Source organism: Cyanobium sp. NIVA-CYA 375 (assembly GCF_056108345.1).
On sequence record NZ_JBSYHW010000030.1, the window covers coordinates 1 to 12840 of the forward strand.

A 12840-nucleotide genomic window follows, 5' to 3' on the forward strand; every position below is an offset into this window, starting at 1 on the left:
GGCTCCAATAGTGCACCTCGCCGCTGGCGAGGGTGCGCTCGATCGCCTGCTGGTTCATCCAGGCCACCATCAACACGGCGCCATCGAGCCAGTCCTGGGCAACCGCGGGGATCAAACCAGCTTCGTTGAAGCGCAAGGCCCCAATGAATTGAGGGTCTGGGGGCTGAAATACTGCTGACAAGGCCCTTGCGCTGCTGCTGTCCCGATCCTCACCCATGCCCACTCCGGCCTACAGCTGCAGTAAAACTTTCAGCGGTTATCCCTGTTGCCATCGCCAATGGCGCCACCAGGGCCACTGCCGCTTCGTGCATGGCTACAGCCGCAGTTTTAGCTTCTGGTTTCGGGCCCATCAACTCGACGACTGTGGCTTTGTGGTGGATTTTTCCAGCCTGAAACAGCTCGAAGCCCGGCTGGCAGATCAATTCGACCACACCTTTCTGGCCAATGCCGATGACCCCCTCCTCTCGACCTGGCGCCAGCTGCACGACCAGGGCGCCCTCGACCTGAGGGTGATGGCCAATGTGGGCATGGAGGCCAGCGCCGAGCTGGTGTGGGGCTGGGCCAACGAACTGCTGCACGGCCGCGACAGCGGCCGCAGCTGCTGCTGGAAGGTGGAGGCGAGGGAAAACGAGAAAAATGCCGCCTGTTTTGAAGCCCTGCCGGCGTGGTTCAAACCCTGACATCAAGCCAGCAATGACTGGGCCAGGGGCGCGAGGCTCCTAACTTGCGCCTCAATGGACCGCCACCGCCCGATGGGCCGCTTGCTCCAACTGCTGTCTGCTGATTGATGCTGCCCGCTGTCGCCCTGGCTGGGCCCAGTCGCAGTAGTGGTGGGGTTCAGGCGCTACATCCCACCAAGGCCGCGGCCGAAAAAGCAGCTCAGCAGTTCCACTGCACCGGAGCGCACCAGATGGACGATCAATCGATGCCCTGCGCCACCCATCCCGAGATCCATGATGTCCATCCCTGCGGGTTGCTCTTGGCACAGCTGGCCACCGCCTGGGCGATTTTTCAGGGTCTGCTGCTCGAAGCCCTGCCGTTTCTGCTGATTGGCGTCGGTATCGCCAGCCTGGCCCGCTGGCTGGCGCCTGGAGGTGCCTGGCTGCGGCAGCTGCCCGGCCACCCCCTGCTGGGGCCCCTCACAGGAGCCGCCCTTGGCTTTGCCCTACCCGCTTGTGAATGCGGCAATGTGCCGGTGGCGCGGCGGCTGCTGGCCGGTGGCGCCCCGGTTGGCACGGCCCTGGGCTTTTTATTTGCCGCGCCGGTGCTGAATCCAATCGTGCTGGCCAGCACCTGGGCCGCCTTCCCCAACCAGCCCTGGCTGCTGGCGGCCCGCCCTGGATCAGCCCTGCTGCTGTCGGTGCTGCTGGCCACCGTGCTGCGCCTGCTGCCCGAGGCCGAATTACTAGATCCGGTGCTGCTCGAAGAAAGGCGGCTGAGTCAGCCCTTGGCCCAGGTGGGGCTGCTGGAGCGTCGCAGCGGGCTTGTCGGAGCCATCGGCGCCAAGGTGCAGCCCCTCAAGGTGGCGCGGCCGCCCTTGCAGGAGGTGCTCCAGCACGGCAGCCGCGAATTTCTCGATCTGGCCGCCCTGCTGGTGCTGGGTTGTGCCATCGCCGCCACGGTGCAAACCCTGCTGCCGCGTAGCTGGCTGCTGGCGGTGGGGGGAGCACCAACCATCTCTGTACTGAGCCTGATGCTGCTGGCGGTGGTGGTTTCGGTTTGCTCCAGCGTCGATGCCTTCCTCGCCCTGGGCTTCGCTGCCCAGGTCACCCCGGGAGCGCTGCTGGCCTTCCTGGTGCTGGGCCCGGTGGTCGACCTGAAGCTGCTGGGACTGTTCAGGGTGTTGTTTAAGCCCAAGGCCATCGCCCTCACCAGTGCCGCCGCAGCGGTGGCCGTGCTGGTGCTGGGGCAATGGGTCAATTTGCTGCGGCTGTGATGCGCGCCTTCGCCCTGGGACTGTGGGGAGCCGTGCTGCTGCAAAGCAGCCTCAGCGGCAGGCTGGATCTCTTGCTCAGCGGCGTTTTCCACCCCTTGGTGGCGCTGAGCGGTGTGGCCTTGCTGCTGCTGGCTGGCCTGCTGCTCAGGGGTCAGGAAAGCCCGCCTCCAGCCCGACGCCAAGCCATCCCCAAAACCTGGTGGCTAAGTGCCGCAGTGGCATTGCTGGTGTTGGCCATTCCCCCCAACCCCTCCTTCAGCACCCTGGCCGCCAACAGGCCTGCCGAGCTGGGCGATGAAACTGAGCTGAGCTTCGTGCTGCCGCCAGCCCAGCGCAGCCTCACCGATTGGGTGCGCTTGCTGCGCAGCCAACCCGACCCCAGCCTCTACGCGGGTGATCCCGTGCGGATCAGCGGCTTTGTCTTGCCCCAGCCTGGTGAGCCCCCCCAGCTAGCCAGGCTGCTGGTGCGCTGTTGCCTCGCCGATGCCACCCCGGTGGGCCTGCCTGTGCGCTGGCCGGCCGGCCAGACGCCCCGGGCGGATCAATGGCTGGCGGTGGAGGGCACCATGGCTATTGAAGAACGCAACGGCCAGAGCCGCAGCGTGGTGGTAGCGCAGCGAATCACACCGATTGCCCGGCCCAAGCGGCCCCTGGAACCATGAAGGCCACGGGGCAACGGATCACGTTGGTGCTGGCGGCTGGACTCGCCCTGGCCTTACTGCAGCAACAACTACTGCTACGACGCCCACCCCGGCTGCTGGAGCTGGAGTCAAGCAGCGCCAGCTCCGGTCCAGCGGCCCTGGACCTGCGCTTCAGCCGACCGATGCGCAGATCCAGCCTGGCGGTCTCCAGCAGCCTGCAACCCCAGCTGGCCTGGACGTGGCTGGGGGAAAGCAACCCCCTGCGCCTGCTGCTGCTTCCAGGCCAAACCATCCCCGGACCATTGCGGTTGCTGCTGGCAGGGGTCGACCGCCGCAACCTGCCGCTGGGCCGCCAGCAGTGGCTCTGGGATCCCCGGCCGCGCTTGCTGGCGGTGGTGCCCGTTGCCGGCGGCGAACAGCTGCAGCTGCAACGGCGCGATGGCAGCTGGCAGGCGCTGACCCCGGTGTGGCCGCAGCTGGCCCAAGTGCAGCCCCTCGGCAACGGTGCCGGTGTGGCCGTGCTCAGTGGTGATGGCATGGGCAGCCACCGTCTCTGGCTGCTGCCGCTGCAGCAACACAACCTGGTGCGCGAACCGCGGCGCCTCTCCGAACCCGTGGCGGGTGGGCTTCAACCCCTAGACGATGCAGCGCTGCTGTTTGCCCACCTGAGCAGCAACCGACGCGGCGACCTGCTGGTGCAATCGTCCACCACCGCCCTGGATCCGGGCAGCACCAGCGTGCGTACCGCCCAGGGGCGCCAATGGCCCCTGCCCCACTCTGCTTCTGGCCCCATGCAGCTGCTCCCCGAGGGAGGCGGGGTGGTGGTGCCTGAACTGGAAGGCCTCACCCTGCACAACCTGCCGGGCCAGCCCCAGCGGCGCCAGCTGCTGCCCGGTAGCCGGGAACTCAGCAGTTTCTGCCCCGTGAGCGGCCGCGCCCTGCTGGTGCGTCACTGGCCCGACTACCGGCGCTCCCTAGAGCTGGTGGAGCCGGGCCAACCGCCGCGGCAGCTTTGGATCGGCAGCGAAGCCGTCCTGGCCAGCGCCTGCGACCGGGGTGGAGATCGGGTCTGGCTGGTGGTGAGCAACTGGTCCCAGGGATCCCAGCCCCTGATGCTGGCCCTCGATCGCCGCGGCCAACTGCTCAAGCAACGCTCCTTGAAGGGCTGGGAGGTGGAGCCGGGAGCGCCGATGTTGTTTGATCCCACCCGCCAGCAGCTGCTGCTCACCCTGCGCTCAGGCAGCCACGCCAAGCCGGTGCTGGTGGATGGCAGCAGCCTGAGCCTGCAACCCCTGGCCAAGCCGGTGCGCCTGGCCCTGTGGCTACCGGCAGGCTGAAAGGCGCCGGTGTTGCAGGGAGGCCAGGGGCAGCAGGCCCATGCACAGCACCCCGATCAGGGGGCCGGGCGGCAGGTTCACCGCTGGCTGGATCGCCAGCAGAAAGCCGCCACCGCTGATCCCCATACCCACCAGGGCCGAGCGTCCCAGGGCCTGGCGCAGGCTGGCGGCTCCAGCCAAGGCCACTAGGGCCGGAGCACCCATCAAGGCAATCACCAGCACCACCCCCACGGCGGTCATGGCGCTCACCACCGTGAAGGCCGTCACCAGGGTGAGCAGCAGCCGCAGCCGCTGCACCGGCAAACCAGCACTGGCAGCGCCGATGGGATCCACGCCCAGATACACGTAGTGGTGATAGCGCCAGGCGAGCAGCAGTAGCACCGCCACCAGGGCCAGCAGGCTGCGCAGCAGGTCGGCAGGAGCGGCGGCCAGCAGATCGCCAAACAGCACCGCCTCCAGATCGACCCGGATGTGCAGCAGGGGGATCAACAGCACCCCTAAACCGAGAAAGCCAGCCAGCACGGTGTTGAGCACCGCCTCATCGCCCCCTTCACCAGAACGATCACCGCGGCTGAGCCGCTCCGCCAACAGGGCGCCAGCCAGGCCGCTGATCACCCCACCGAGGCCCGGATCAAGCCGCAGGGCCAGCGCCAGCGCCAACCCCGGTAACACCGCGTGCGACACGAGATTGGCCAGGAACAGGCGCCGCTGCACCAGCAGCAAGGTGCCGGCCAATGGGCAGAGGCCGCCGATCACCAGCGCCAGCACCAGGGGCAGCAGCCACCAAAGAGTCTCCATAGGATCAGCGCACTACGCCCTAGCCACTCTGACCATGCCCTCCCAGGTTGCCGCGTCAAGCGACCGCCAGCAGCTGCTGCTTACGGCGTTGCGCCAAGCCGACCGGGAACTCTCCGGCCAGGACCTGCACGCCCTGCTGCGCCAAGGCTCCCAGCCCATGGGGCTGGCCACGGTTTACCGCCACCTGCGCCAGCTGCAGCAGCGGGGCTGGATCCGTTGCCGCCACCTGCCCAGCGGCGAGGCCCTGTTCGCCCCCACAGAGCGGGACGAACACCACCTCACCCGTGTCGACTGCGGCGCCACGGTGGTTCTTAATAACTGCCCCATGCACGACGTGCACCCAGACGGCGACCAGAGCGCAGGCTTCAAGCTGTTATTTCACACCCTGGAATTTTTCGGGCTCTGCGGAAGCTGTCAGCAGCGCCAGGCCAGCTAGCGCCAGGCCATCAACCGCAGCAGTGGTTGCCTACCCGCAGGTCGCCGAGGGCCTGGCGCACCTGCTGGGGGCTGCCGTCGGCGAGTAGGGAGCGATCGAGCACCAGCACCCGGTCGTAGGCGTCGAGGTCGCGGCCCCAGTCGTGGCTGCTCACCAGCAGGGTGAGACCGGCATCGCGCAGCTGGCCCATCACCTTGAGCAGCTCCGTGCGTGAAGGGGGGTCGATGGCAGCGCAGGGCTCATCGAGCAGCAGCAGCCTGGCTGGCTGCACCAGGGTGCGGGCCAGCAGGGCTCGCTGCTGCTGGCCACCGGACAACTGATCCAGGCGCCGGCCCGCCAACCCGGCCAAGCCAACCCGCTGCAGGGCGGCTTCCACATCGCAGCAGCCAGGACGCTTGGCGGCCATCCGCCCCAGGGCCACCAACTCCCGCACATTGATCGGGAAGTGCCAGGCGATCTCCCCCCGCTGGGGCATCAGGGCCAACTGCTGTCGCGCCAGGGCCAAGGTGAGGGGCTCCCCATCGAGCCGGATCGAACCGCTCTCGATCGGCAGCTGACCCTCAATGGCCTGCAGCAGGGTGCTTTTGCCGGCGCCGTTGGGGCCCACCAGGGCGGTGAGCGTGCCGGGCTCGAGCGCAAAAGCCACGCCGTCGAGAGCCAGCTCGCCGCCGCGGCGCACCCGCAGCTCACTCACCTCAAGCGACACGCAACACCATCAGTGCAACCGCAAACCTAACGACGGTCGAGCACCAGCACCCGCGCTCCCAGCACGAAGTCATCGAGATAGAAAACACCGACACACCCGCCATCAGCAGGGCGTGGGGCCTGGTCAAAGCAGAACGAGCCGCAGCCAGCCCCCAGGTAAAGTTGTGAGAACCATTATCATTCGCGGAACCAGGAGTGCCAGTTGTGACCCGTATCCCCGCTCCCGCAGCTGCCTCTCTCGCTCTGGCATTAGCGGCAGCCGTAGGACTGCAGGCTTGCCGCACTCCCCCACCGGCCGACGTGATCGCTGCCGACGGGGTCCTTTGCGACATCACCCAACGCCTGGCCGCCAGCGACCTACGGGTGAGCTGCCTTTTGCAGCCGGGCGACGACCCCCATCAATTCCGGCTAACGCCCCAGCAGAGCCGGGAGCTCAGCCAAGCCCAGCTGGTACTGATCAACGGCTTCGGCCTCACCCCAGCCCTCGCCGCACTTAGCAAGCCGGGAACAAGCCAAACCAGAACCGTGGCCGTAGCCGAACTGGCCGTCCCCAACAGCCCCGTCCTAGAAGCTGGGCCACCCAAGAGCGCCGATTCCCACCAGCACCATGGCGAGGAAAACCATGACGAGGATGAGCATGCCCATGGCGACCGGGATCCCCACGTGTGGCACGACCCAACCCAGGCGGCAGCCCTGGTAACGGAGGTGGCCCGGCAACTCAGCCAGCTCAAACCTGCCGCCCAAGCCCCCATTGCCGCCCGCACCCAGGCGATGACGGCGACTCTGCAGCAGCTGGACGCCTGGAACCGCCGGCAACTTGCCACCATTCCCACCGCCAGACCCCTGGCCACCGGACACCGGGCCTTTGCCAGCCTGGCCCGGGCCTACGGACTGCAGGAACTGGCGGTGGTGGATGCCAGCAGCAGCAGCGACAACCTACGCCCCCAGGCCTTCCAGGCCGTACTGGAGCAATTGCGGCGCGAGCAGGTGCCGATGCTGTTCGCCGAACAGCTGCCGGCAGGCAAAGCGCTGCAGCGGGTCAGCGGCCTCAGCGGTGTGCCCATCGCCGCCGCACCACTGGTGGCCGATGGTCTGGCAGCGGAACCCGATGGCAACGGCAACCTGGTGGCCACCCTCGCCGCCAACACCTGCCTGATCGTCAACGGCCTGGGCGGCCGCTGCGACGCATCCGGGCAGCAGGCCCTGAGCCAGCGCTGGCAGGCCATCCGCTGACGCCCAGCCAGCAAATTTATGAGAATCGTTCTCATTCTTGCTATAGACTGGCTCCGTGCCCCGCCTCGCAGCCGTGAAAATTCGCCCAATCCTGCTGCTTGCAGCAACTGCTGCTGGAGTACTGGCACCGGTAACCGCAGCTGCCGCTGAATTCGAGCCCGAGCGCTACAGCCGTCAAGAGCTCCATCAGGAGCAAGTCACCGGCATCAGCCAGTTCACCGATCTGCGCCCCACCGACTGGGCCTATCAGGCCCTGACCAACTTGGTGGAGAAATACGGCTGCGTCGCCGGCTACCCCAACGGCAGCTTCAGAGGTGGGCAGGCCATGACCCGCTTTGAGGCCGCCGCCCTGCTCAACGCCTGTCTCGATCGCGTCACTGAAGTGACCGACACGCTCAAGCGCCTGATGGCCGAGTTCGCCCAGGAACTGGCCGTGCTCAAGGGCCGTGTCGATGGCCTCGAAGCAAAAGCGGGCCAAATCGAGGCCAGCCAGTTCTCCACCACCACCAAGCTCTCCGGCCTGGCCACCTTCGTGGTGGGTGGGGTGAGCAACAATCCCGCCGGTGAGCAGGTCACGTTCAACTACGACCTGCAGCTCAACCTCGACACCAGCTTCAGCGGCAAGGATCTGCTGCGCACCGTGCTGCGGGCCGGCAACTTCGATGGCGATCGCAATGCCTTCGGCGGCGGCCTCTCCACCCTGGAGATCGCCTTCCAAGAAGAGGGTGGCCCCGATGTGGTGGGTATCGACAAAATCTTTTATCAGTTCCCGATTGGCAGCCAGTTCACGGCCACCCTCGGCGGCAGGGTGGGCCAGGAAGACATGCTCGCCCTCTGGCCCAGCGCCTATCCCGGCGACACCATCCTCAACGTGCTCACCCTCAACGGTGCACCGCTGGCCTACAACAAAAACCTCGGCCCAGGCCTGGGCCTCTGGTGGCAACAGAACGGTTGGAGCGTGAGCGCAAACTACGTGGCAGGCAATGGTGCCGATTCCTCCCAGGGTCTGTTCAGCAGCAGCTCAGCCGGCACCAGCACCGTGCAGCTGGGCTACGGCCAGGAGAACTGGGGCATCGCCGTGCTCTATTCCTATGTCGAGGCCGGTGTGGGTGTGCCCGGTGCCACCCCCTTCATCACCACCGAGATCGAGGAGAACGGCGTCAACACCAATGCCTTTGCCATCAGCGGCTTCTGGCAGCTGGCCAAGAGTGGCTGGCTGCCCTCGATCAGCGCTGGTTACGGCGTCAACGGCAGCTCCGGCTCAGACCTGCGCACCAGCCAGTCGTGGATGGTGGGCCTGCAATGGAGCGATGTGCTGGCTGAAGGCAACAGCTTTGGCATGGGAGTGGGCCAACCCGCCTTTGCAACCGCCACCCGCAATGGGGCTGCCAGCGAATCCGGCGTGTGGGCTTGGGAGTGGTGGTACCAGTGGCAGGTCACCGACGCCATCTCCGTGACTCCGGCGATCTTCGTGCTCAACAATCCTGGGGGTAATGGGGGTGGTGCCAACCAATTCGGTGCCCTGATCAAAACCAGCTTCCAGTTTTGAGTCGAGCTAATCCCTGCCCCAATGGATTGCTGCAAAGGGTTCCTAGGGTCATCACAGCCACGCCATGCCCCATTCCATGACCGCCAGTGCCACCACCACGGGCCTGCCCGTGACAATCCTCACCGGCTTTCTGGGGGCGGGTAAGACCACCCTGCTCAACCACATTCTCAGCAATCAGCAGGGGGTCAAAACCGCCGTGCTGGTCAACGAATTCGGTGAAATCGGCATCGACAACGACCTGATTGTTGCCACCGGCGAAGACATGGTGGAGCTGAGCAACGGCTGCATCTGCTGCTCCATCAACGGTGAACTGCTCGAGGCGGTGTACCGCATCCTGGAGCGCCCCGATCCGGTGGACTATCTGGTGGTGGAGACCACCGGCCTGGCCGACCCCCTGCCGGTGGCCATGACCTTCCTCGGCAGCGACCTGCGAGATGCCACCAGGCTCGATTCGATCATCACCCTGGTAGATGCCGAAAACTTCAGCGACGAGCTGCTGGAGGGCGAGGTGGCCCGGGCCCAGATCGTGTACAGCGACATGCTGTTACTAAACAAATGCGACCTGGTAGCTGAGGAGCGGCTGGTTGCCCTAGAGGCCCAGTTGCGCGAGATCAAGACCGATGCCCGCATCCTGCGCTCGGTGAAGGGCGAAGTGCCCCTGCCCCTACTGCTCAGCGTGGGGCTATTCGAAAGCGACAAAATCGTTGCCCAGCAGCAGCTCAGCGCCGAGCCAGACCACAGCTCCTGCGACCACGATCACGGCCACTGCGAGCACGAGCATGAGCATGAGCACCACGATCACGACCATCACAAGCACGAGCACGCCGATGACCCCGACCACGCCGCCATCGAGGGATTCACCTCGTTGTCGTTTGCGTCCGAGGGGCCTTTCGCCCTGCGCAAATTTCAGAACTTTCTCGACAACCAACTGCCAGCCGAGCTGTTTCGCGCCAAAGGGATCCTCTGGTTCAACGAAAGTGAGCGCCGCCATGTGTTCCACCTGGCTGGCAAGCGTTTCTCGATCGACGATTCCGACTGGCCAGAGGGCTCAGGACGCAAGAACCAGATCGTGCTGATCGGCAAAAATCTCGACCACACCAAGTTGCGCCAGCAACTGCAGGTGTGCGTTGCCAAAGATTCCGGCAAGGGCTTCGCCTGAGCGGTATACTGACTCAGAGGATCCAGCTAATTTCATGATGTCCACCACCCTGCGCCAACTGGCCCCAGCCGCCGCCGCCGGCCTGGCCCTCAGCCTGTTGTCGACCCTGCCAGCAGGTGCCCATGGTTTGGCAAGCGCAGGCCTGGCTGCAGGAGCAAGCCACCCGCTGCTAGGGCTCGATCACCTGCTGTTGCTGCTTGGCGTTGGCGGCGCTGCGGCCCTGGCCGGCCCATCCATATTGCTAGTGGCCCTGGTTGCAGCTGTGGTCGGATCCTTGTTTGGAGCCTTCGGCGGCAACCTGCCAGGTGCTGAGGTGCTGGCAGCTCTGACAGTGTCAGGACTGGGGCTCACCCTGCTGGCACTGCAGCGCAATCAGCAGGCAAACCTTCTTAACGCTCCGACTCAGGTGCTGGCGGTGATGCTCGCAATCGGAGTCTCCGTCCACGCCATGCTTCATGGCCAGGAAGCTCACGGCAGCGCTGCTGGCTTGCTGGGTTGGTGGCTGGGCGCAGGCCTGACCTCCACAGCAGTGGTAGGAGCCAGCTTCGCAGTGATGCGTCAACTCAGTCCGAGCTGGGGGATACGGCTGGCCGCAGGGCTCAGCCTGGCTGGAGCTCTGCTGGCACTCGCTCCGCTGGTGTAGTAACCGCCCCGAACCGGGCAGCTTTGTTACACAACACCCTGGCCAACCGAGCTACGGTTACGGAAGCCAAATAGAGCGCCATGGCCGAACTGATCCTCTTCTCAGGCGTTCTCGCCTTGTTCGGCCTGGCTTTCTGGCTTGCCACAGACTCCGACGATGACAATGGCGGCGGCGGCCTGATGCAGCCGGTGCTTGTGCCCGTGCGGGTCCAACGCAACCGCTAAGCCAGCTTCAGAATCGGGGTATTGAACCGATCAGCTCCGCCAACCTCCCATGAGACAAGGGAAACGGCAGCCAATCCCCCTGGCCAACCAGGCAACCGTATTGCCAGGTCAGGGCCTGAAATAAACACGCCTCCAGGCAGATCAACTGCAGATCGCCAGGGCCAACAAAGGTCCAGTGTGAGCTCTGAATCAGACAGACGGCCAAAACCATTGGTGATGGAGAATTGCAGCCAAGTGCTCGCCTTGTCAGTGGACAGCAGCACCGATTAAGCGACGGTGATCCCCACCCCACGCCCATGGCAGGGAGTCTGCCTTTCAGCAGCTCGTAATCATGGTGCAAACGCAGATGGCGTTGCAAAGGCAACATTTTCCGCAGACGGCCCTCCACACCTGAATGGGTGACTTTTGATACCCAGATTTGAATCAATACAAGTCCATCGAGGCTTTTGCATCCAATAGAAGTATCCCAGTTGATTTCCTTCCGTTGGGAATCCACTTACTTACTTCTGTTGTGAGGAGTTCATGAATCCGTTCCAGCGCATGTTGCTGGCACCGGCCGCCCTTGGCTTGGTGCTGCCTGCCGTCATCGCCCCCGAAACCGCAGCCGCGGGTGAATTCGCTTCGCTGCATAGCCGTGAGGACATCAGCGCCTACATGGAGCAGCAAGAAATCGACGAACTCAAGGCCTGGCGATCCAAAAATCAGGTAACCAGCGTCAACCAGTTCTCCGACATCCGGCCCACCGACTGGGCCTACCAAGCCCTGAGCAACCTGGTGGAGAAATACGGCTGCGTGGCCGGCTATCCCAATGGCACCTACAAGGGTGGCCAGGCCATGACTCGCTTTGAAGCGGCTGCCCTGCTCAACGCCTGCCTCGACCGCGTCACCGAGGTGACCGATGAACTGCAACGCCTGATGGATGAGTTCAAGAAAGAACTCGCCGTGCTCAAGGGCCGCGTGGATGGCCTCGAGGCGAAGGTGGGGACTATGGAGGCCCAACAGTTTTCCACCACCACCAAGCTGCGTGGTGAAGCTAGCTTTATTATTGGTGGCTTGCCAAATAATAATGCCCCATCAACTGGAGCAAAACAAGATAGAACCACATTCAACTACGATTACCGCCTGAGCTTCGACACCAGTTATACAGGTAAGGACTTATTACGGGGCCGCTTACGTAGTGGAAACTTTACCGCACCTTTCGGCTCCAGCAACAATATCTTCCATCTTGACAAAGCCACTGGAACCGATTCTGACGTCAGAATTGACCGTCTTTTCTACACCTTCCCGGTGGGCAACGAGGTCAAACTGACAGCAGGCGCTCTGGTTCGCAACACCGAACTGCTGTCCTTCCGTCCACAGGTTTACGATTCAGGTCTGCTTGATTTCTTCGGCCTGTCGGGCGCTACTGGCACCTACAACAAAGCTACCGGCTCCGGGTTCGGGTTCCAGTGGAAGCAAAAGGTTGAGAAAGGAAATCCCTTCCTGACCTTCGACGCCAGCTATATCTCAGCTCGAGGCTTTGCCGATTCCTCGATTGGCGCTTTTAGCGAAGATTCAGGAATTAACGTTACAACCCAGTTAGGAGCCCGTGGCCAAAACTGGGGAGCTGCTCTTGCCTATCGCTACGGCAGTGCGGGCTCTCAAGTGGGGCGCGACGGCAACATGGCTGCTGGCTTGCAGACGCTATCAACCGTCACTGGTCAATCCTCTAACAGCGTGTCTATTGGCGCGTTCTGGGAGCCTACGGGCTCTAGCTGGATGCCCTCAATTTCGGCCGGCTATGGCTTTACAGACATAAGCGGTGCTGTCAGTAGCTCCATTCCCAACCAAGGCAACATCCAGTCCTGGATGGTGGGTCTTCAGTGGAAGGATGTGTTCCAAAAGGGTAATAGTGCTGGTTTTGCCTTTGGTCAAGCCCCCTTTGCAAGCAATGCGACCTCGGAGCAATCATCTGAAAGCTTCCTCTGGGAGTTCTTTTACAAGTACCAAGTCACCGACAAAATTTCGATCACGCCGGGCATTTTCTATGCCCCCAGCTATCAAGCTGCTGGTGGCGACAGCACCTGGGGTGGCGTGATTCAGACCACGTTCCGCTTCTGATCGCGTCACGACGCAGCCGGTGTAGCAATTGCTACACCGGCCCCTTGCATTCATTACGGGGCCATCCGACGGCACTCGA

The 12840-nt window shown here is 64.0% G+C and carries 14 protein-coding genes; 11 read left to right on the forward strand and 3 right to left on the reverse strand.

Features of this window, described 5'->3' with window-relative positions:
* Positions 1-217: phosphoribosyl-AMP cyclohydrolase (locus AC01FP_RS09225; protein ID WP_474479763.1), on the reverse strand; the 217-nt coding region annotated here is incomplete at its 3' end.
* On the opposite strand from AC01FP_RS09225, the gene AC01FP_RS09230 reads away from it, so the two are divergent.
* The 4 genes from AC01FP_RS09230 to AC01FP_RS09245 all read left to right on the forward strand — a co-directional run bounded on the left by AC01FP_RS09230 (position 216) and on the right by AC01FP_RS09245 (position 3914).
* Positions 216-680 (forward strand): 6-carboxytetrahydropterin synthase, encoded by a 465-nt coding sequence (locus AC01FP_RS09230; RefSeq protein ID WP_474479764.1) that lies wholly within the window; start codon positions 216-218, stop codon positions 678-680. The two genes, AC01FP_RS09225 and AC01FP_RS09230, sit on opposite strands and share 2 nt — an antisense overlap.
* Positions 681-787: 107 nt before the next feature.
* A complete protein-coding gene (locus AC01FP_RS09235; RefSeq protein WP_474479765.1) occupies positions 788-1936 on the forward strand; it encodes a permease in 1149 nt (382 codons plus the stop codon).
* Positions 1936-2598 (forward strand): TIGR03943 family putative permease subunit, encoded by a 663-nt coding sequence (locus AC01FP_RS09240; RefSeq protein WP_474479766.1) that lies wholly within the window; start codon positions 1936-1938, stop codon positions 2596-2598. The genes AC01FP_RS09235 and AC01FP_RS09240 overlap by 1 nt, the downstream gene beginning before the upstream one ends.
* Positions 2595-3914, forward strand: coding sequence for a hypothetical protein (locus tag AC01FP_RS09245; protein WP_474479767.1), 1320 nt, complete (start codon positions 2595-2597; stop codon positions 3912-3914). Before AC01FP_RS09240 ends, AC01FP_RS09245 begins: the two co-directional genes overlap by 4 nt.
* Here the strand turns inward: AC01FP_RS09245 and AC01FP_RS09250 are convergent.
* On the reverse strand, positions 3900-4712 hold the full coding sequence (locus AC01FP_RS09250) for a metal ABC transporter permease (protein ID WP_474479768.1): 813 nt from the start codon (positions 4710-4712) through the stop codon (positions 3900-3902). The genes AC01FP_RS09245 and AC01FP_RS09250 overlap by 15 nt on opposite strands.
* A 34-nt stretch (positions 4713-4746) precedes the next feature.
* Here AC01FP_RS09250 and AC01FP_RS09255 point away from each other — a divergent pair, with 34 nt between their 5' ends.
* Positions 4747-5148 carry a Fur family transcriptional regulator gene (locus tag AC01FP_RS09255; RefSeq protein WP_474479769.1) on the forward strand — a complete coding sequence of 134 codons (402 nt, stop codon included), beginning with the start codon at positions 4747-4749 and terminating at the stop codon, positions 5146-5148.
* Between the two features lie 10 nt (positions 5149-5158).
* Here the strand turns inward: AC01FP_RS09255 and AC01FP_RS09260 are convergent, their stop codons facing one another.
* Positions 5159-5854, reverse strand: coding sequence for a metal ABC transporter ATP-binding protein (locus AC01FP_RS09260; RefSeq protein WP_474479770.1), 696 nt, complete (start codon positions 5852-5854; stop codon positions 5159-5161).
* A gap of 203 nt (positions 5855-6057) precedes the next feature.
* Here AC01FP_RS09260 and AC01FP_RS09265 point away from each other — a divergent pair, with 203 nt between their 5' ends.
* The 6 genes from AC01FP_RS09265 to AC01FP_RS09290 all read left to right on the forward strand — a co-directional run bounded on the left by AC01FP_RS09265 (position 6058) and on the right by AC01FP_RS09290 (position 12761).
* Positions 6058-7086, forward strand: coding sequence for a metal ABC transporter substrate-binding protein (locus AC01FP_RS09265; RefSeq protein ID WP_474479771.1), 1029 nt, complete (start codon positions 6058-6060; stop codon positions 7084-7086).
* 73 nt (positions 7087-7159) lie between these two features.
* Positions 7160-8635: an iron uptake porin gene (locus AC01FP_RS09270; RefSeq protein WP_474479772.1), complete on the forward strand. Its 1476-nt coding sequence runs from the start codon at positions 7160-7162 to the stop codon at positions 8633-8635.
* A gap of 76 nt (positions 8636-8711) precedes the next feature.
* Entirely contained in the window at positions 8712-9794 is a 1083-nt protein-coding gene (locus tag AC01FP_RS09275; RefSeq protein ID WP_474479797.1) for a CobW family GTP-binding protein, read from the forward strand.
* Positions 9795-9828: 34 nt separating this feature from the next.
* Positions 9829-10437 carry a HupE/UreJ family protein gene (locus tag AC01FP_RS09280; RefSeq protein ID WP_474479773.1) on the forward strand — a complete coding sequence of 203 codons (609 nt, stop codon included), beginning with the start codon at positions 9829-9831 and terminating at the stop codon, positions 10435-10437.
* Between the two features lie 80 nt (positions 10438-10517).
* Positions 10518-10661: a hypothetical protein gene (locus tag AC01FP_RS09285; protein ID WP_474479774.1), complete on the forward strand. Its 144-nt coding sequence runs from the start codon at positions 10518-10520 to the stop codon at positions 10659-10661.
* A 522-nt stretch (positions 10662-11183) separates the two neighbouring features.
* Positions 11184-12761 carry an iron uptake porin gene (locus AC01FP_RS09290; RefSeq protein ID WP_474479775.1) on the forward strand — a complete coding sequence of 526 codons (1578 nt, stop codon included), beginning with the start codon at positions 11184-11186 and terminating at the stop codon, positions 12759-12761.
* Positions 12762-12840: the final 79 nt, after the last annotated feature.